Source organism: Pseudomonas sp. NBRC 111133, assembly GCF_001320605.1.
GTDB classification, from domain to species: Bacteria; Pseudomonadota; Gammaproteobacteria; order Pseudomonadales; family Pseudomonadaceae; genus Aquipseudomonas; species Aquipseudomonas monteilii.
In genome coordinates, this window is the sequence record NZ_BCBJ01000030.1 from 109,471 (window position 1) to 125,985 (window position 16,515).

At 63.4% G+C, this 16,515-nt stretch carries 16 protein-coding genes; 8 read left to right on the forward strand and 8 right to left on the reverse strand.

The genetic code is table 11. The features are described 5' to 3' along the window. Positions 1-142: 142 nt before the first annotated feature. From APH36_RS06280 to rpoE, 4 genes are all read right to left on the reverse strand, one after another. Positions 143-1,546 carry a DegQ family serine endoprotease gene (locus APH36_RS06280; RefSeq protein WP_374754785.1) on the reverse strand — a complete coding sequence of 468 codons (1,404 nt, stop codon included), beginning with the start codon at positions 1,544-1,546 and terminating at the stop codon, positions 143-145. Between the two features lie 209 nt (positions 1,547-1,755). Continuing rightward, positions 1,756-2,721 carry a MucB/RseB C-terminal domain-containing protein gene (locus tag APH36_RS06285; protein WP_060497924.1) on the reverse strand — a complete coding sequence of 322 codons (966 nt, stop codon included), beginning with the start codon at positions 2,719-2,721 and terminating at the stop codon, positions 1,756-1,758. A gap of 12 nt (positions 2,722-2,733) precedes the next feature. Continuing rightward, a complete protein-coding gene (locus tag APH36_RS06290; RefSeq protein WP_003252050.1) occupies positions 2,734-3,324 on the reverse strand; it encodes a sigma-E factor negative regulatory protein in 591 nt (196 codons plus the stop codon). 31 nt (positions 3,325-3,355) lie between these two features. Beyond that, the gene (gene rpoE, locus APH36_RS06295; RefSeq protein ID WP_003252049.1) at positions 3,356-3,937 is read right to left on the reverse strand and encodes an RNA polymerase sigma factor RpoE; all 582 of its coding nucleotides are present in this window, start codon (positions 3,935-3,937) and stop codon (positions 3,356-3,358) included. A 434-nt stretch (positions 3,938-4,371) separates the two neighbouring features. Between rpoE and nadB the strand changes: the two genes are divergently transcribed. Then, positions 4,372-5,976 carry an L-aspartate oxidase gene (gene nadB, locus APH36_RS06300; protein WP_060497925.1) on the forward strand — a complete coding sequence of 535 codons (1,605 nt, stop codon included), beginning with the start codon at positions 4,372-4,374 and terminating at the stop codon, positions 5,974-5,976. An 82-nt stretch (positions 5,977-6,058) separates the two neighbouring features. Here nadB and APH36_RS06305 read toward each other — a convergent pair whose 3' ends face one another. Then, the gene (locus APH36_RS06305) at positions 6,059-6,523 is read right to left on the reverse strand and encodes a protein YgfX (RefSeq protein ID WP_060497926.1); all 465 of its coding nucleotides are present in this window, start codon (positions 6,521-6,523) and stop codon (positions 6,059-6,061) included. Then, positions 6,507-6,761 carry a succinate dehydrogenase assembly factor 2 gene (locus APH36_RS06310; RefSeq protein ID WP_003252043.1) on the reverse strand — a complete coding sequence of 85 codons (255 nt, stop codon included), beginning with the start codon at positions 6,759-6,761 and terminating at the stop codon, positions 6,507-6,509. The genes APH36_RS06305 and APH36_RS06310 overlap by 17 nt, the downstream gene beginning before the upstream one ends. A gap of 133 nt (positions 6,762-6,894) precedes the next feature. On the opposite strand from APH36_RS06310, the gene APH36_RS06315 reads away from it, so the two are divergent. Beyond that, on the forward strand, positions 6,895-7,836 hold the full coding sequence (locus APH36_RS06315) for a folate-binding protein YgfZ (protein ID WP_060497927.1): 942 nt from the start codon (positions 6,895-6,897) through the stop codon (positions 7,834-7,836). A gap of 55 nt (positions 7,837-7,891) precedes the next feature. Then, positions 7,892-8,698, forward strand: a complete 807-nt coding sequence (locus tag APH36_RS06320) for an HDOD domain-containing protein (RefSeq protein WP_060497928.1) — start codon at positions 7,892-7,894, stop codon at positions 8,696-8,698. A gap of 127 nt (positions 8,699-8,825) precedes the next feature. Here the strand turns inward: APH36_RS06320 and APH36_RS06325 are convergent, their stop codons facing one another. Together APH36_RS06325 and APH36_RS06330 are read right to left on the reverse strand one after the other, a co-directional pair. Then, entirely contained in the window at positions 8,826-10,205 is a 1,380-nt protein-coding gene (locus APH36_RS06325) for a sensor histidine kinase (protein ID WP_060497929.1), read from the reverse strand. Continuing rightward, positions 10,198-10,869: a response regulator gene (locus tag APH36_RS06330; protein WP_060497930.1), complete on the reverse strand. Its 672-nt coding sequence runs from the start codon at positions 10,867-10,869 to the stop codon at positions 10,198-10,200. The genes APH36_RS06325 and APH36_RS06330 overlap by 8 nt, the downstream gene beginning before the upstream one ends. A gap of 201 nt (positions 10,870-11,070) precedes the next feature. Between APH36_RS06330 and APH36_RS06335 the strand changes: the two genes are divergently transcribed. The 5 genes from APH36_RS06335 to APH36_RS06355 all read left to right on the forward strand — a co-directional run bounded on the left by APH36_RS06335 (position 11,071) and on the right by APH36_RS06355 (position 16,512). Continuing rightward, positions 11,071-12,360 (forward strand): OprD family porin, encoded by a 1,290-nt coding sequence (locus APH36_RS06335; protein WP_060497931.1) that lies wholly within the window; start codon positions 11,071-11,073, stop codon positions 12,358-12,360. Positions 12,361-12,392: 32 nt separating this feature from the next. Then, complete coding sequence (locus APH36_RS06340) at positions 12,393-13,373, forward strand: tripartite tricarboxylate transporter substrate binding protein (protein WP_021785748.1); 981 nt, start codon at positions 12,393-12,395, stop codon at positions 13,371-13,373. 138 nt (positions 13,374-13,511) lie between these two features. Next, on the forward strand, positions 13,512-13,970 hold the full coding sequence (locus APH36_RS06345; protein ID WP_060497932.1) for a tripartite tricarboxylate transporter TctB family protein: 459 nt from the start codon (positions 13,512-13,514) through the stop codon (positions 13,968-13,970). A gap of 3 nt (positions 13,971-13,973) precedes the next feature. Continuing rightward, a complete protein-coding gene (locus APH36_RS06350) occupies positions 13,974-15,488 on the forward strand; it encodes a tripartite tricarboxylate transporter permease (protein WP_060497933.1) in 1,515 nt (504 codons plus the stop codon). After that, a complete protein-coding gene (locus APH36_RS06355; RefSeq protein ID WP_060497934.1) occupies positions 15,481-16,512 on the forward strand; it encodes an AbrB family transcriptional regulator in 1,032 nt (343 codons plus the stop codon). The genes APH36_RS06350 and APH36_RS06355 overlap by 8 nt, the downstream gene beginning before the upstream one ends. The last annotated feature ends 3 nt before the right edge of the window (positions 16,513-16,515 follow it).

Consider the following 16,515-nt stretch of genomic DNA (forward strand, 5'->3'; position numbering starts at 1 on the left):
GAAAAATAGCCGGGAATTGTACCTCAAGCTGCCGGGATATGGGAGATTCCTCTGTCCGACTGTACACAGCAATCCACCGTCCAATTGTGAATAATCATGAAAAAGGGCAGCCGTAGCTGCCCTTTCTCCCTTGCCAGGCCGCTTATTCAGCGAGCTTGAAGGTGATGAAGCTGGCACGGCCCTGACGCAGCACGCGCATCGACACCGAACGGTTCTTCGGCAGCTCCTTGGCGATTTCGGTGAACTCTTTGGCCGAACCGATGGCCTGGTTGTTCAGGTGGCTGATGACATCACCCGGACGCAGGCCGATCAGCGCTGCCGGGCCATCCTGCACTTCCTTGATGACCACACCGCCTTTGAGCTCCAGGGATTTCTTCTGCTCGGCGGTCAGGTCGGCGACCGACACACCCAGACGGTTACTGCTGCGCTCTGCACTGCCATCGGCACCGGTGCCGGTGCCGATGTCGGCATCATCGTCCGGCAGCGCGCCGACGCTGATGTCCAGGGTCTGGCGCTTGCCGTTGCGGATGATTTCCAGCTTGGCCTTCTCACCATCCTTGAGGCCGCCGACCAGGTGTGGCAGGTCGGCCGACATGACGATTGGCTGGCCGTTCATGCTCAGGATCACGTCGCCCACCTGCAGGCCGCCCTTGGCTGCCGGGCCGTTTTCCAGCACCTGGGCCACCAGGGCACCGGCCGGTTTGTCCAGGCCGAAGGATTCCGCCAGGTCCTTGTTGACCTCCTGGATGACCACGCCCAGCCAACCGCGGCTGACCTTGCCGTCTTTCTTCAGCTGGTTGGACACATCGATCGCCACATCGATCGGGATGGCGAACGACAGGCCCATGAAGCCACCGGAGCGGGTGAAGATCTGCGAGTTGATACCCACCACTTCGCCCTTCATGTTGAACAGCGGGCCGCCGGAGTTACCCGGGTTGATGGCCACGTCAGTCTGGATGAACGGTACATAGGTGTCGTTTGGCAAGGTACGGCCCTTGGCGCTGACGATACCTTTGGTCACCGAATGGTCGAAGCCGAACGGCGAACCGATGGCCAATACCCATTCGCCCACCTTGAGCTTCTCGGAGTCACCCAACTTGACCGTCGGCAGGTTCTTGCCTTCGACCTTGAGCAGGGCCACGTCGGTGCGCGGGTCGGTGCCGACCAGCTTGGCCTGCAGCTCGCTGCGGTCCGAAAGACGGACGATGATCTCGTCGGCATCGGCCACCACATGGTTGTTGGTCAGCACGTAGCCATCGCTGGAAATGATGAAGCCCGAGCCCAGCGACTGCGCCTCGCGCTGGCGGTCACCACGCGGCGAACGCGGCTGCTGCGGCATGTTGCGCTCGAAGAACTCGCGGAACATCGGCGGCAGGCCTTCCAGGTCCGGCATCTGCCCGGCGGCGACGCGGTTGGGCAGCTTCTGCTTGGTACTGATGTTGACCACGGCCGGCGAGGCCTGCTCGACCAGGGTGGTGAAGTCCGGCAGGGCTTCCTCGGCCTGGGCGGTGAGCACCTGGCCAAGCATCAGCACGGCGGCGAACATCGTTAGGTAGGATTTCAAGCGTGGTATTGACATACGGCTCCCGTCACAACGAGCGGTAGTTTAGAAAGACCCCTGCACAAAGCAGGAAAGGCCAGGCTCCTGAAAGCCTGACCTATAGAAAATTTGCCGATGGATTGCAAATGACAATGCTTTAATTTCATTTCAGCCGTATGTTCGCCTGCCTTCGCACGGCCCGCAAACGCGCGCCATCACTGGCGCGCCTGGGCATCCTGAGGGCGCATCGACAAAGCGACGCGTTCTGCCGTACCGAGCGGAATTTCGCCCACCACGGTCACCATCACCTTGCCCTTTGGCGTATTGAGGCGACGCGAAACAGCCGAAGTCGGGCCGAGCTGGGTGCGCATGTCGGTGCCGCCGTCATCGTTCACCGGTTCGAGGAACACGGAAAAACGTGCGAGGCCATCGTCATACATCAGGCTGCTGACCGAACTGTTGTGTTTGGAGTCGCGACGCACCGAGCTGTTGACCAGCTCGAACCCGGGCGGTAGCCAGTCCGAGCGCCAGCCAGCAACGCTGTCATTGCTGACGGGCGCGCCATGCTGCACAGGCTTGCAGGCAGCGCTGGGGCGCAAGTCATCGTCGCCAGGCGGCTCGTCGGTATCGAGGCGGGTCATCTGGAAGCGCTCCAGCAACTGCCCTTTGTCGTTGAGCATCAACGAGCGCAGTGGCAGGCCGGTATTACGGTCCAAGTGTAGTTCGAAGGCATAGCGGTGCTGGTCGCGGGGCGTGAGCGTCACGATCACGGCGTCGCGCCCGGCGACCCGTGACTTGCCCGCCACGCTCAAATCGTACCAGCCCATCAGTTTCAGCGGATCAAGCACACGCGGCGCGGTATCTGGCGGTGCCGCGACACTGCTGACCAAGGCCCCACTGACACACGCCACCCTCCCATCCACGCGCACGATTTCCTGGGCGGCACCATCGAGCTGCAGCAGCCGCTCGCTGACCTTGCCGTCCTCGACCCGGTGCCAGATATCGTGGGAAGAGAAGCTGCCGTTGCGTTCGTAGACGAAAGAGCCTTGATAGCTCTGCTTTTGCTCGGCCTGTGCCAGCTTGTTCAGCCACTCACTCGCCTGGGGCGAGGAGTTGGCCGCCAATGCTGGCACCATCATGAAGCTGCCAATCAGCAGCGACAGGAGAGGTAGCGCGCGCATGATCCTCCTTACTTAACGGTTTTCCAGGCTGGCGGCGCGGGCATAAGGCAATGCGGTTTCAGTGCCTTTGAGCGCAGATTCCTGGGCATGCTGACGCAGGTAGCCTGGCAAACGCTGATCCCAGCCGGCCTGGTTTTGCAGCACACCGTTGGCCATTGGCCCGGTCGGTTGCTCACTGCTCTCACTATAGCCTGCCAAAACGGCCGGGCCTTGTGCTTGTGGCACGCTCAGGCCTTGCTGGACAGGCTGCTGGGCTGCAAGCTCGGCACCGGTGATTTCGTCCTGGTTGTACATGCGTACACCGGCAAGCACCGCAACGGTGACCGAAGCCGCTACAGCCAGCCGACCAATGCTGCGCCACGGGCCTTTCTTGACCTTGGCCGGCACCGCTTCGTCAGCCAGCGCGGCAGACACCGCCGAGGCGATATCCAGGTTAGGCAGCAGCAGCTCCTTGTGCATGGCTGCACGGGCAACCTGGTAACGCGACCAGGTGGCACGGGTTTCGGCATCGTCGACGGCGTTCAACACCCGACGCAATTCCAGTTCGTCCGCTTCGTTATCCATCACCGCGGACAGCGATTCCTGCAAAGCTTCACGACTCATGGCGGTTCCTCTCTTGGCTGTCGCCGCTGTCTCAGGTTTCCTGCAACAACGGCTGCAGGGCTTTGTCTATGGCCTCCCGAGCGCGGAAGATTCGAGAGCGCACGGTACCCACCGGACATTGCATGACACTGGCAATGTCTTCGTAACTCAGTCCGTCGAACTCGCGCAGGGTCAGTGCCGTGCGCAGGTCTTCGGGCAGTTGCTGGATGGTGCGATGGACGGTGCCTTCGATTTCATCCCGCAACAACGAGCGCTCTGGGGACTCGAGATCCTTGAGGCCATGATCGCCGTCGTAAAACTCCGCATCCTCGGAGCTCACATCACTGTCTGGCGGCCGTCTTCCACGGGACACCAGATAATTCTTCGCCGTGTTGATGGCTATACGGTACAGCCAGGTATAAAACGCACTGTCACCGCGAAAATTGCCAAGCGCACGGTAGGCCTTGATAAAGGCTTCCTGCGCCACATCCTGGGCCTCGTGGGTATCGTGAACGAACCGCACGATCAACCCGAGAATCTTGTGCTGATACTTCAGCACCAACAGATCGAACGCTCGCCTGTCACCGCGCTGAACGCGCTCGACAAGCTGCTGATCCTCTTCCTGGGTTAGCATGAACACTCCTCGGTGAACTCGAAGGAGCGTTGCAACAGCCATCGTTCAGGCTTGCAACCATAGACTCGGGCTTTACGCAAAAGTTCTCCCCTCCAAGCAAGTTTCCTGCAGCCCTTGGTCGGCTTGCACGGAAGACGCGGCGCGGTCACGGCCGGCTACGTCGATAATCAGGTTTCGAATACGCAGAGACAGCCCGGACAGGCCTGCCACCCTGCGTCGCCGCGGCAAATTGTGGCGTGCGGGCAGCCTTCATAGGATTTCCGGCCATGTCGGAAAGTTCCCACAAAGGTTGCCGCAACCTGGCAAGTGGCATGGAAATTGGCCACCCCGGGCTGCTATAAAGGCATCCCGGCCAAGTTTAACGATAGTTTCACAATGCCATCTGCGCGTGACTATTGTGCCGCGCCCTTTCCAAAGATTACTAGTGTCCCGACATGAGCCAACAATTCAAACATGATGTCCTGGTGATCGGCAGCGGTGCCGCCGGTCTCAGCCTGGCACTTAACCTTCCCAGCCACGTGCGCATTGCCGTGCTCAGCAAGGGCGACCTGGCCAACGGCTCGACCTTCTGGGCCCAGGGCGGGGTCGCTGCGGTGCTCGACAACACCGATACCGTGCAGTCGCATGTCGAGGACACCCTCAATGCCGGCGGCGGCCTGTGCAACGAAGAGGCGGTGCGCTTTACCGTCGAGCACAGCCGGGAAGCCATTCAATGGCTGATCGAGCAAGGCGTGCCCTTTACCCGCGACGAGCACTACAGCGTTGATGACGGTGGTTTCGAGTTCCATCTCACCCGTGAGGGCGGCCATAGCCACCGGCGCATCATCCACGCCGCCGATGCGACCGGCGCGGCCATTTTCACGACGCTGCTGGAACAGGCTCGCCTGCGCCCGAACATCCAGCTGCTGGAGCAGCATGTAGCGGTCGACCTGATCACCGAACGCCGCCTGGGCCTGCCTGGCGAACGCTGCCTGGGCGCCTATGTGTTAAACCGCAATACCGGGGAGGTAGATACCTTCGGCGCACGCTTCACCGTGCTGGCCACCGGTGGCGCAGCCAAGGTCTATCTCTATACCAGCAACCCCGATGGCGCTTGCGGTGACGGTATCGCCATGGCCTGGCGGGCGGGTTGCCGGGTGGCCAACCTTGAGTTCAACCAGTTCCACCCGACCTGCCTGTACCACCCGCAGGCCAAGAGCTTCCTGGTCACCGAAGCCCTGCGCGGCGAAGGCGCGCTGCTGCGCCTGCCCAACGGCGAACGTTTCATGCCGCGCTTCGACCCACGCGAAGAACTGGCCCCGCGCGACATCGTGGCCCGCGCCATCGACCATGAGATGAAGCGCCTGGGCGTGGACTGCGTCTACCTGGACATCACCCACAAGCCGGCCGATTTCATCAAGAGCCACTTCCCCACCGTGTACGAGCGCTGCCTGGCGTTTGGCATCGACATCACCCGTCAGCCGATCCCGGTGGTGCCCGCAGCGCACTACACCTGCGGCGGGGTGATGGTCGACGACCGTGGCCACACCGACGTACCGGGCTTGTACGCGATTGGCGAAACCAGCTTCACCGGCCTGCACGGCGCCAACCGCATGGCCAGCAACTCTTTGCTGGAATGCTTCGTCTATGGCCGGGCCGCCGCTGCCGACATCCAGGCGAACCTTGAGGCAGTGGCCATGCCCAAGGCCCTGCCGGGCTGGGACGCCAGCCAGGTCACCGACTCGGACGAGGACGTGATCATCGCGCACAACTGGGACGAGCTGCGGCGTTTCATGTGGGACTATGTCGGCATCGTACGCACCAGCAAACGCCTGCAACGCGCGCAGCATCGCATTCGCCTGCTGCTGGATGAGATTGACGAGTTCTACAGCAACTACAAGGTCAGCCGCGACCTGATCGAACTGCGCAACTTGGCGCAGGTGGCCGAGCTGATGATCCTGTCGGCCATGCAGCGCAAGGAAAGCCGTGGGCTGCACTACACCCTGGACTACCCGGGGATGCTGGACGAGGCCAAGGACACCATCCTCAGCCCGCTCTGAAATTTGCAGCATCTGTGAGACCGAGCGCCGCCCGGGCGGCGCTCGATCTCACAGGCGCTGAACCTGCGACGGCGAACACCTATCAGCCCCGACTCGCCCCCACCTCAGCCCACCTGCGCCTGCTGAACTTCAACCTTACCCGCAAGCGCCGATGCTCATCCGCCCCCAACGCATCCCGCGCTATGCACTGGCTCTCCCCCAACCACCGCCCCACCCGCTCAAAGCGCAACACCACCAGCCCCGGCAGCGCCACGCTGTCCCGGCACAAGCGCACCGGCTGCCAGCCACGGGCACGGCTGAACACCTGCCAGCCGCGCACATCACGGCGCACGCCAACAACGGCATGCTCATGCGTCAACAGGATACGTCGGGGAATGGCCCAGCCAGCGTGGGCAATACAGGCAGCGACAACAGAGAGACTCAGCCACCCGGGCAGCGGGCTCGCCCACACGGCAAGCCACGCCAGTACCTGGCAACCCAGATAGGCCGCTAGCAGCAGGCGTGAGCCTTGCCAGCGGCACTCAAAGCACTCACTTGGGCTGGACACGGTCCAGAATGATGCGAACCATGCGCTGCAGCTCCGGGTCTTCAGACTCGGTGCGCTCCATGAACCAGCCGAACATGTCCTGATCCTCGCAGCTCAACAGACGCACGTACAGTTCGCGGTCGGTCTCGTTGAGGGTGGGGTAGACTTCCTGGGTGAAAGGCACCAGCAGCACGTCCAGTTCAAGCATGCCACGGCGGCTGTGCCAGAAAAGCCGGTTGAGTTCAGTTTGTTCGACCATGGGGCCCTCCTCGAATGGCCCGCCAGTATACAGCCAGGCACGCGAAGCGACACCGGGCGTTGGTCTAGTCACCTACCTATTTTGTTACCGGCGTTCTATGATGGCCGCCAGTCTTTAGCCACCGCGATGACCCATGGCCGATTCCGCTTTCTTCTGCCCCCTGTCCCACGAGGGCATCCTCGCCGTCCGCGGCTCCGATGCAGGCAAGTTCCTGCAAGGCCAGCTGACTTGCAACATCAACTACCTCAGCCAGGAACACGCCAGCCTCGGCGCCCGCTGCATGGTCAAGGGGCGCATGCAGTCCAGCTTCCGCATCCTGCCCGAAGGCAACGGCTACCTGCTGGCCATGGCCAGTGAACTGCTCGATGCGCAACTGGCCGACCTGAAGAAGTACGCCGTGTTCTCCAAGGCCACGCTGACCGACGAAAGCGCCGCCTGGGCACGCTTTGGCCTGCAAGGTGGTGACGCTGCGCTGCAGGCGCTGGGGCTCGACGTGCCCGCAGCTGCCGGCAGCACCGTGCGCCATGAGGGCCTGATTGCCATTGCCGTTTCTGCCGGCCGCGTAGAACTGTGGGTGCCGGCAGACAAGGCCGACACCGTGCACCAGGCGCTCGCCGGCGCCCTGCCCGAGGGCAACCTCAACGACTGGCTGCTTGGGCAGGTTCGCGCCGGTATCGGCCAGGTCATGGGGCCAACCCGTGAGCTGTTCATCCCGCAAATGATCAACCTGCAAGCCGTCGATGGTGTCAGCTTCAAGAAAGGCTGCTACACCGGCCAGGAAATCGTCGCCCGCATGCAGTACCTGGGCAAGCTCAAGCGTCGCCAGTACCGCCTGGCACTGGACCAGCAGGCCATTCCGGCCCCGGGTGCCGAGATATTCTCGCCCACCCATGGTTCGTCGGTCGGTGAAGTGGTCATTGCTGCTGGCAACGGTGCGGGCTGTGAACTGCTTGCGGTGCTCAGCGCCGAGGCAGTGGAAGACGACAACCTGCACCTGGGCAGCCTGGAAGGCCCGCGCCTGCAAGTGCTGACCCTGCCTTACGAACTGGACCGCGACCGGGAAATCCAGCGCTGACCAGCCTGCCCCGCCCCTGTGGCGGGGCCGCACCACCACTGCGGTAGACACGCCCATGAACAAGCTGGCCGAGATGGTTCAAGCACAGTTGCTCAATGCCATCGAGAAGGATGACCTGGTCCTGCCGACCCTGCCCGAGGTTGCCTTGAGCATCCGCGAGGCAGCGGAAGACAGCGAGATCAGCGTAGCGGCCCTGAGCAAGGTGATCGGTCGCGATGCGGCCCTTTCTGCGCGCCTGATCAAGGTCGTCAACAGCCCGCTGCTGCGTGCAGCGGTCGAGGTCACCGACCTGCACACTGCCATCACGCGGCTGGGCATCAATTACAGCTGCAACCTGGCCATTGGTCTGGTGATCGAGCAGATTTTTCATGCCCGCGCGCCGGCCGTTGAACAAAAACTGCGCGATATCTGGGCCAACAGCCTGGAAGTTGCAGGTATCAGCTACGAAATCTGCAGGCGCTACACGCACCTCAAGCCCGACCAGGCGACCTTGGGTGGGCTGGTCAACCAGATTGGCGCACTGCCGGTGCTCATCTACGCCGAAGAGCACAACGAACTGCTGTCCGACCCGGTTTGCCTGCATTACGTGATCGAGCAGATCCAGCCGGTGCTGGGGGACAAGATCCTCAAGGCCTGGGAGTTTCCGGAGCAACTGGTCAACCTGCCCAGCCAGGTTCAGGACCTGGACCGGCAGACTGACAAGGTCGATTACATCGATATCGTGCAGATCGCCCGCTGCATCAGCCAGCGCGGGCGGCATCGGCCACTGGCTGCGCTGCCGGCGTACCGCCACCTGGGGCTGCCGTTTGGCACTGAACTGGAAGTGGATGAACTGCTCGAAGCGCGGAGCATGTTCCGCTGACTTGCTTCTGCCTGTGCCGGCCTCTTCGCGGGTAAAACCGCTCCTACAGGGACTGCGTCGCACCTGAGGCCTGCGCAGTACCTATGGGAGCGGTTTTACCCGCGAAGAGGCCGGTACAGACCACACATCAATCTGCGATAAAACTCACCCGCACCCGCAGCCCGCCGTTCTCGCCATCATGCAGGCTCACCTGCGCCAGGTGCGCCCGGCAGATTTCACCGACAATCGCCAGCCCAAGCCCGCTCCCTTGCGCACTGCGCCGGTAGAACCGCTCGAACACCCGCTCACGCTCAGCCTCGGGAATGCCCGGCCCGTCGTCTTCCACCTCCAGCACCGCTGGTGCCACCACCCGCAAGATCACATTGCCACCTTCTGGCGTGTGCGCCAGGGCATTGTCCACCAGGTTGCTCAACAGCTCGTTGAGCAGCGTCGGCTCGCCCTTCAGCCACACAGGCGCCTCGGCCTCCAGGGCCAGCGCAACGCCGCGCTTGTGTGCCAACGGGGCCATGGCCATGCCCAGCTCACGGGCCAGCTGGCTCAGGTCCAGGCGCTGCGCGCCGCCCTCGGCAATTGCCCGCGCTCCGTTCTCCACCCGTGCCAGCGATAGCAGCTGATTGGCCAAGTGGGTCAGCCTGTCGGTACCTTGGGCCGCAGATTCCAACGTTTGTCGCCACTCCTGTGGCTCTGACGAGCGCAACCCCAATTCGACCCGAGCCTTCAGCGCCGCCAGCGGCGTACGCAATTCATGGGCGGCATCGGCAATGAACTGCGCCTGGCGTTCGAACTGACCGCGCAGCCGCTCGGTAAAGTGGTTCAAGGCCCGCACCAGCGGGCCGAGCTCACGCTGCACCTGCACCACCGGCAAGGCCCGCAAGTCATCTGGCTGGCGCTCTTCCACCGCCGTGCGCAAGCGCTCCAGGGGCCGCAACGCCGCACTCACGGCAAACCACACCATCACCAACGCCCCCAGCGCCAGCATACCCAGACGCAGCAGAGTGTCGGCCATCAGCCCACGGGCCATGCGCACCCGCGCCTCTTCCGTCTCGGCCACGCGGATTTCCGCCATGCCGTTCATGTTCGGCTCGGTCACTGCCTTCAGCAGGCTGACCACCCGCACGTCCTGGCCCAGGTAGGTGGCGTTGTAGAACCGAGCAAGCGCCGGGTAATCGTCAGTGCGCGGCGTACCGGGCGGCGGCGGCGGCAGGTTCTCGTAGCCGGAAATCAGCCGCTGCTTGATGTCCAGCACCTGGTAGTAGATGCGCCCGGCGCTGTCGTAGGCGAACGTGTCCAACGCCACGTAAGGCACATCCGCGCTCAGTGACCCGTCACGCTGCGACAGGCCAGCGGCAATGGTGCGCGCCGAGGCCAGCAGGGTGCGGTCGTAGGCGGTATCGGCGGCCTCACGGCCATTCCAGTAGGCGCTCAGGCCGCTGGCCAGCATCAGCACCACCAACAGCAGGGCCAGGTTGCCCAGCAGGCGCCCGCGCAAGCTGCCGTTGTCACGCATCGCGGTGCTCTAGCAGGTAACCCAGCCCACGGAAGGTGACAATGGCCACTGGTTGGCCGTCGAGCTTTTTGCGCAGCCGGTGGATATAGATTTCGATGGCATCCGGGCTGGCTTCTTCATCCAGGCCGAACACCTGGGCAGCCAGTTGCTCTTTGCTCATCACCCGACCAGGGCGTGCGATCAGCGCTTCCAGCACGCTTTGCTCGCGCGACGTCAGGGTCAGGTTGTCGTCGCCAAGGGCAAAGCGCCGGGTATCCAGGTCGTAGACCAGCGGCCCGCAACGTTGCTGGCGCTCGCCACCGAGCACACTGCGGCGCAGCAACGCCTTCACCCGCGCTTCCAGCTCGGTCAGCTCGAACGGTTTGGCCAGGTAGTCGTCTGCTCCCAGGTTCAGGCCATGAACCCGGTCCTTGACGTCGCTGCGCGCGGTCAGCATCAGCACCGGGACAGTCTTGCCACGGCCGCGCAGGCGCGCCAGCACCTCAAAACCATCCATGCGCGGCAAGCCGACATCCAGCACCGCCACGGCGTATTCCTCGCTGGCCAGGGCCAGGTCGGCAGCCACGCCGTCATGCAGCACATCCACGGTCAGGCCGTGGCTTTTCAAGGCCTGGGCCACGCTTTCGGCCAGTTGCAGATGGTCTTCGACCAGCAGCACACGCATCGGATTCTCCCTGCTCGGGTGGGACGGTTGGCGCGGAGTGTACCGCTGTCGCCAAGCCTGTGAAGCCCCTCTTAACAAACCTTTCACGCTGAAAGGTTAGCGAAAGGTTCGTTACCTAGCATCGCACCACGGTCGCCCTTCGCGCCGAAAAAAGCACCAGCAAGGTGCAACGAATAAGAACAATAAACGGAGTCATCGACGATGCTGTCATCGCAGCCGCAGGCGTTCGCGCCTACCCGTTCCTTTGCCGCACGCCCCTCCGCCATCGCCAGCGCCCTTGCGCTTGCCGGTGTCGCCCCGATGAGCCAGGCCGCCTTCTTCGAAGACAGCACGGCCACCTTCGAAACTCGCAACATGTACTTCAACCGCGACTTCCGCGACGGCACCAGCGCGCAGCAATCCAAGCGCGACGAGTGGGCCCAGGGCTTCATCCTCAACTTCGAGTCCGGCTACACCGATGGCACCGTAGGCTTTGGCCTGGATGCACTGGGCATGATCGGCATCAAGCTCGATTCCAGCCCCGACCGCACCGACACCGGCCTGTTGCCGACCCACGATGATGGCAAGGCCGCCGATGAATATTCCAAACTCGGCCTGACCGGCAAGGTGAAGATTTCCCAGACCGAACTGAAAGTCGGCACCCTGATCCCCGAGCTGCCAACCCTGCAGCCCAACGACGGGCGCATCCTGCCGCAAACGTTCGAAGGCGGCCTGCTCACCTCGAAGGAAATCAAGGGCCTGACCTTCACTGGCGGTCGCCTGGACAAGGCCAAGGACCGCAACGACACCAACTGGGAAGACCTGGCACTGAACAACAAGAACGGCCGCTTTGGTGGCACGTTCAGCGCCGACAACCTGGCCCTGGGCGGGCTGGACTACCAGTTCACCGACCGCATCACCGGCAGCTATCACTTCGCCCAGCTCGACGACATCTACCGCCAACACTTCATCGGCATGGTCGCCACCCAGCCGTGGGGCCCGGGCACCTTCGGCGCCGACCTGCGCCTGGCCGTGAGCGACGACGCCGGTGCGGCCAGGGCGGGCAACATCGACAACACCACCGTCAACGGCATGCTCAGCTACGCCCTGGGCGGGCACAAGGTCAGCGCCGCCTGGCAGCAGCTGTCTGGGGACAGCGCCTTCCCGTATGTCGATGGTGCCGACCCGTACCTGGTCAACTTCGTCCAGATCAACGACTTCGCCGGCGCCGACGAGCGCTCCTGGCAAGCGCGCTACGACTACAACTTCGCCGCCCTCGGCGTGCCAGGCCTGACCTTCATGACCCGCTACATCAGCGGCGACAACGTCAGCCGCGCCGCCGGCGGCGAGGGCAAGGAGTGGGAACGCAACACCGAGCTCAAGTACGTGGTACAAAGCGGCCCGTTGAAGAACGTCGCCGTCCGCCTGCGCAACGCCACCTTCCGCTCCAACTTCGCCCGCGACGCGGACGAAGTGCGGCTGCTGGTGAGCTACAGCGTCGCCCTGTGGTAACCCAATAACAACAACGCTCACGGAGATAGACGATGACCTTTTCACTGCGCCGCCTCGTCCTCGCTACCGGCTGCCTGCTGTTGGCCGGCAATGCCCTCGCTGCCGAACCGAAACGTCCCGAATGCATCGCCCCCGCCTCGCCCGGCGGTGGCTTCGACCTGACCTGCAAACTGGTGCAAAGCGCCCTGGTGCAGGAAAAGATCCTCAGCAAGCCGATGCGCGTCACCTACATGCCCGGCGGTGTCGGCGCGGTGGCCTACAACGCCGTGGTCGCCCAACGCCCTGCCGATGCCGGCACTCTGGTGGCCTGGTCCAGTGGTTCGCTGCTGAACCTGGCACAAGGCAAGTTCGGCCGCTTTGACGAGAACGCGGTGAAGTGGCTGGCCGCTGTCGGTACCAGCTATGGCGCCATCGCGGTGAAAAGCGACTCCCCTTACAAAACCCTCGACGACCTGGTCGCTGCGCTGAAGAAAGACCCGAGCAAAGTGGTGATCGGCTCCGGCGGCACCGTGGGCAGCCAGGACTGGATGCAGACCGCCCTGATCGCCAAGGCTGCCGGCATCAACCCGCGTGACCTGCGCTACGTGGCCCTGGAAGGCGGTGGCGAAATTGCCACGGCGTTGCTGGGTGGCCATATCCAGGTTGGCTCGACCGACATCTCCGACTCCATGCCGCATATCCAGAGCGGCAACATGCGCCTCCTTGCAGTGTTCTCGGAAAACCGCCTGGACGAACCCGAGATGAAAGACATCCCCACGGCCAAGGAACAGGGCTACGACATCGTCTGGCCAGTGGTACGCGGTTTCTACCTGGGGCCAAAGGTGAGCGACGAGGACTACGCCTGGTGGAAGGCTTCGTTCGACAAGATGCTGGCCTCGGAAGACTTCGCCAAGCTGCGTGACCAGCGCGAGCTGTTCCCGTTCGCCATGACCGGCGAAGAGCTGGACGGCTATGTGAAGAAGCAAGTGGCTGACTACAAGGCATTGGCCAAGGAATTTGGGCTGATTCAGTAAGTCATCCGCAACCTTTCTCAGATACCTGTGGGAGCGGGCTTGCCCGCGAAGCAAGCACCGCGGTGTATGGCACCGGCTTTGCCGGTGTTCGCGGGCAAGCCCGCTCCCACAGGGTCCGCGTTCAACGAGGACTCTGCAATGATCCTGCAACGCATCTTCGCCCTGGCCCTGCTGGCGGTGTGCGCCGCTCTGGCCGTGATGGCCTTGCCCTACCAGGCGGCGTTTTCCTATGAGCCGGTCGGCCCACGCGCCTACCCGCTGCTGATGCTCGGCCTGATGAGCCTTGGCCTGCTGTACCTGGTGTTTCGCCCTACGCCCATCGTGCGCAAGGACGATGAACCGGAACTGGACCGCGAAACCCTGACCAAGATTGCCGCCTGCGTCGGCCTGCTGGTTGTTTTCGCCGCCACCTTCGAACCTTTGGGCTTCATTCTCAGCGCCATGCTGGTCGGTGTGCCCATGGCCCGGCTGTACGGCGGTCGCTGGCTGCACAGTGCCATCGTGGTGGTCGGCATGAGCGTCTTTCTCTACTGGCTGTTCGACCGCGTAATGGACGTGCCCCTGCCCCTTGGCCTGCTGAGCGTACTGGAGAACTGACACATGGATACCTTGAGCTACCTGGGCCAGGGCTTCGGCGTCGCCCTGTCCCCCTACAACCTGGTCACCGCCCTCTCCGGCACCCTGATCGGCACTGTGGTCGGCCTGCTGCCAGGCTTGGGCCCGATCAACGGCGTGGCCCTGCTGATTCCCATCGCCTTCGCCCTGGGCCTGCCACCGGAGTCGGCGCTGATCCTGCTGGCAGCGGTGTACCTGGGCTGCGAGTACGGTGGGCGAATCAGCTCGATCCTGCTGAACATCCCGGGCGAGGCCTCGACCGTGATGACCACCCTTGACGGTTACCCGATGGCCCGCCGGGGCCTGGCCGGCGTGGCCCTGTCGCTGTCGGCCTGGAGTTCGTTCATCGGTGCCTTCATCGCCACTTGCGGCATGGTGCTGTTCGCGCCGTTGCTGGCGAAATGGGCCATTGCTTTCGGCCCGGCGGAGTACTTCGTGCTGATGGTGTTCGCCATCGTCGCCCTGGGCGGCATGGCCGGTGACAAGCCCCTGAAAACCTTCATTGCTGCCCTGATCGGCCTGTTCCTGTCGGCGGTCGGCATCGACGCCAACAGCGGCGTCTACCGCTTCACCGGTGACAGCGTGCACCTGGCCGACGGCATCCAGTTCGTGGTGCTGGTGCTGGGCCTGTTCTCCATCAGCGAAATCCTCCTGCTGCTGGAAAAGACCCACCATGGCCATCAGGCGGTAACAGCCACAGGGCGCATGCTGTTCAACTTCAAGGAAGCGGCTTCGGTGTTCGTGGTGAACATCCGTTGCGGCCTGCTCGGTTTCATCATGGGCGTCCTGCCCGGTGCCGGTGCAACGCTGGCCAGTGCCGTGGCCTACATGACCGAGAAACGCCTGGCGGGTGAAAGCGGCAAGTTCGGCAAGGGCGATGCACGTGGCCTGGCCGCGCCGGAAACCGCCATCGGTGCTTCGTGCTGTGGCGCCCTGGTGCCGATGCTGACCCTGGGTGTACCGGGCTCTGGCACCACCGCCGTGATGATCGGTGCCCTGACCCTGTACAACATCACCCCCGGCCCACTGCTGTTCGAACAGCAGCCAGACATCGTTTGGGGCCTGATCGCCTCGCTGTTCATCGCCAACATCATGCTGGTGATCCTCAACATTCCGATGATCCGCATTTTCACCCGCATCCTCGCCGTGCCGAACTGGGCGCTGGTGCCGGTGATCGCGATCATCACCGCCATCGGCGTGTATGCCGTGCATGCCACCACCTTCGACCTGTTCCTGATGGTCGGCATCGGCATCATGGGTTACATCCTGCGCAAGCTGGACTTCCCGCTGTCGCCGATCCTGCTCGGTTTCATTCTCGGCGGGCTGATGGAGCAGAACCTGCGCCGCGCACTGTCGATTTCCAACGGTGAGCTGGGCATCCTCTGGTCGAGCCCGATCAGCATGGGCGTGTGGGCGCTGGTGGTGCTGATGCTTGCCTTGCCGCTGCTGCGCATCTGGCGCAAACGCAGCCAGCAGCGCCGGGCCCTGGCCGATGCCTGATCGCGCGTTGCCGTTGTTTGTCGCAACCGGGCTGGTCGGCCTTGCTGGCGGTTACATCGCCAGCAAGGTCGGCTGGCCTTTGCCGTGGATGGTCGGCTCGCTGCTGGCCATCATCCTGGTGCGCTGCCTGACGCCCTGGCAACTGTCAGAGATACCCAACGGCCGCAAGTGCGGGCAGTGCATCATCGGGATCGGCATTGGCCTGCATTTTACCCCGGCAGTGATCGAGCAGGTGGGCAGCCATTTTGTGCTGATTTTCTTCGGCGCCCTGTTCACGACCCTGTCCAGCGTGATCAGCGTGTGGCTGTTGCGAAAGACCGGTGAAGACCGCGCCACGGCGTTTTTCGCCAGCATGCCAGGAGGCTCGGGAGAGATGGTCAACCTCGGCGCACGTAACGGCGCGGTACTCAGCCAGGTGGCTGCGGCGCAGAGCCTGCGGGTGCTGGCGGTGGTGCTGTGCGTACCGGCGCTGTTCAAGTTCTTGCTGGGTGACGGGGTACCGCTGAACCACGCCGGCAGCGTCAGCTGGGGCTGGCTGGCCTTGATCGCCCCGCTGGGCGTTGCCGTTGCGCTGCTCTGGCAACGCTTGCGCCAGCCCAATCCGTGGCTGTTCGGGCCATTGCTGGTAGCGGCCACGGTCAGCCTGGCTGGCAACCTGCAAATCGCACTGCCCAATGGTGCCAGCCAGATCGGGCAATGGTTGATAGGCAGCGGCCTGGCTTGTCACTTCAACCGGGCGTTCTTCAGCCGCGCACCGTCGTTCCTGGCGCGCACGCTGTTAGCCACGGTGCTGTGCATGGCGATTGCCGGCAGTGCCGCGTGGGTGCTTAGCGTGATGACCGCGCTGGATTTGCGTTCGCTGACGCTGGGGATGATGCCGGGCGGGATTGCCGAAATGAGCCTGACGGCAGAAACCCTGCAACTGTCGGTACCGTTGGTGACGGCGTTGCAGGTGATGCGCCTGCTGTTCGTGCTGTTTTTGGCAGAGCCGTTGTTCAGGTATTGGGTAAGGGATCAGCATTAGGGG

Excerpts from the sequence above, each read along its gene's own strand:
- APH36_RS06350 (WP_060497933.1), top strand. The coding sequence starts at position 13,974 with ATGGATACCTTGAGCTACCTGGGCCAGGGCTTCGGCGTCGCCCTGTCC.
- APH36_RS06340 (WP_021785748.1), top strand. The coding sequence starts at position 12,393 with ATGACCTTTTCACTGCGCCGCCTCGTCCTCGCTACCGGCTGCCTGCTG.
- nadB (WP_060497925.1), top strand. The coding sequence starts at position 4,372 with ATGAGCCAACAATTCAAACATGATGTCCTGGTGATCGGCAGCGGTGCC.
- APH36_RS06280 (WP_374754785.1), bottom strand. The coding sequence starts at position 1,546 with ATGTTCGCCGCCGTGCTGATGCTTGGCCAGGTGCTCACCGCCCAGGCC.
- APH36_RS06315 (WP_060497927.1), top strand. The coding sequence starts at position 6,895 with ATGGCCGATTCCGCTTTCTTCTGCCCCCTGTCCCACGAGGGCATCCTC.
- APH36_RS06355 (WP_060497934.1), top strand. The coding sequence starts at position 15,481 with ATGCCTGATCGCGCGTTGCCGTTGTTTGTCGCAACCGGGCTGGTCGGC.
- APH36_RS06330 (WP_060497930.1), bottom strand. The coding sequence starts at position 10,869 with ATGCGTGTGCTGCTGGTCGAAGACCATCTGCAACTGGCCGAAAGCGTG.
- APH36_RS06335 (WP_060497931.1), top strand. The coding sequence starts at position 11,071 with ATGCTGTCATCGCAGCCGCAGGCGTTCGCGCCTACCCGTTCCTTTGCC.
- rpoE (WP_003252049.1), bottom strand. The coding sequence starts at position 3,937 with ATGCTAACCCAGGAAGAGGATCAGCAGCTTGTCGAGCGCGTTCAGCGC.
- APH36_RS06285 (WP_060497924.1), bottom strand. The coding sequence starts at position 2,721 with ATGCGCGCGCTACCTCTCCTGTCGCTGCTGATTGGCAGCTTCATGATG.
- APH36_RS06310 (WP_003252043.1), bottom strand. The coding sequence starts at position 6,761 with ATGGTCGAACAAACTGAACTCAACCGGCTTTTCTGGCACAGCCGCCGT.
- APH36_RS06290 (WP_003252050.1), bottom strand. The coding sequence starts at position 3,324 with ATGAGTCGTGAAGCTTTGCAGGAATCGCTGTCCGCGGTGATGGATAAC.
- APH36_RS06325 (WP_060497929.1), bottom strand. The coding sequence starts at position 10,205 with ATGCGTGACAACGGCAGCTTGCGCGGGCGCCTGCTGGGCAACCTGGCC.
- APH36_RS06345 (WP_060497932.1), top strand. The coding sequence starts at position 13,512 with ATGATCCTGCAACGCATCTTCGCCCTGGCCCTGCTGGCGGTGTGCGCC.
- APH36_RS06320 (WP_060497928.1), top strand. The coding sequence starts at position 7,892 with ATGAACAAGCTGGCCGAGATGGTTCAAGCACAGTTGCTCAATGCCATC.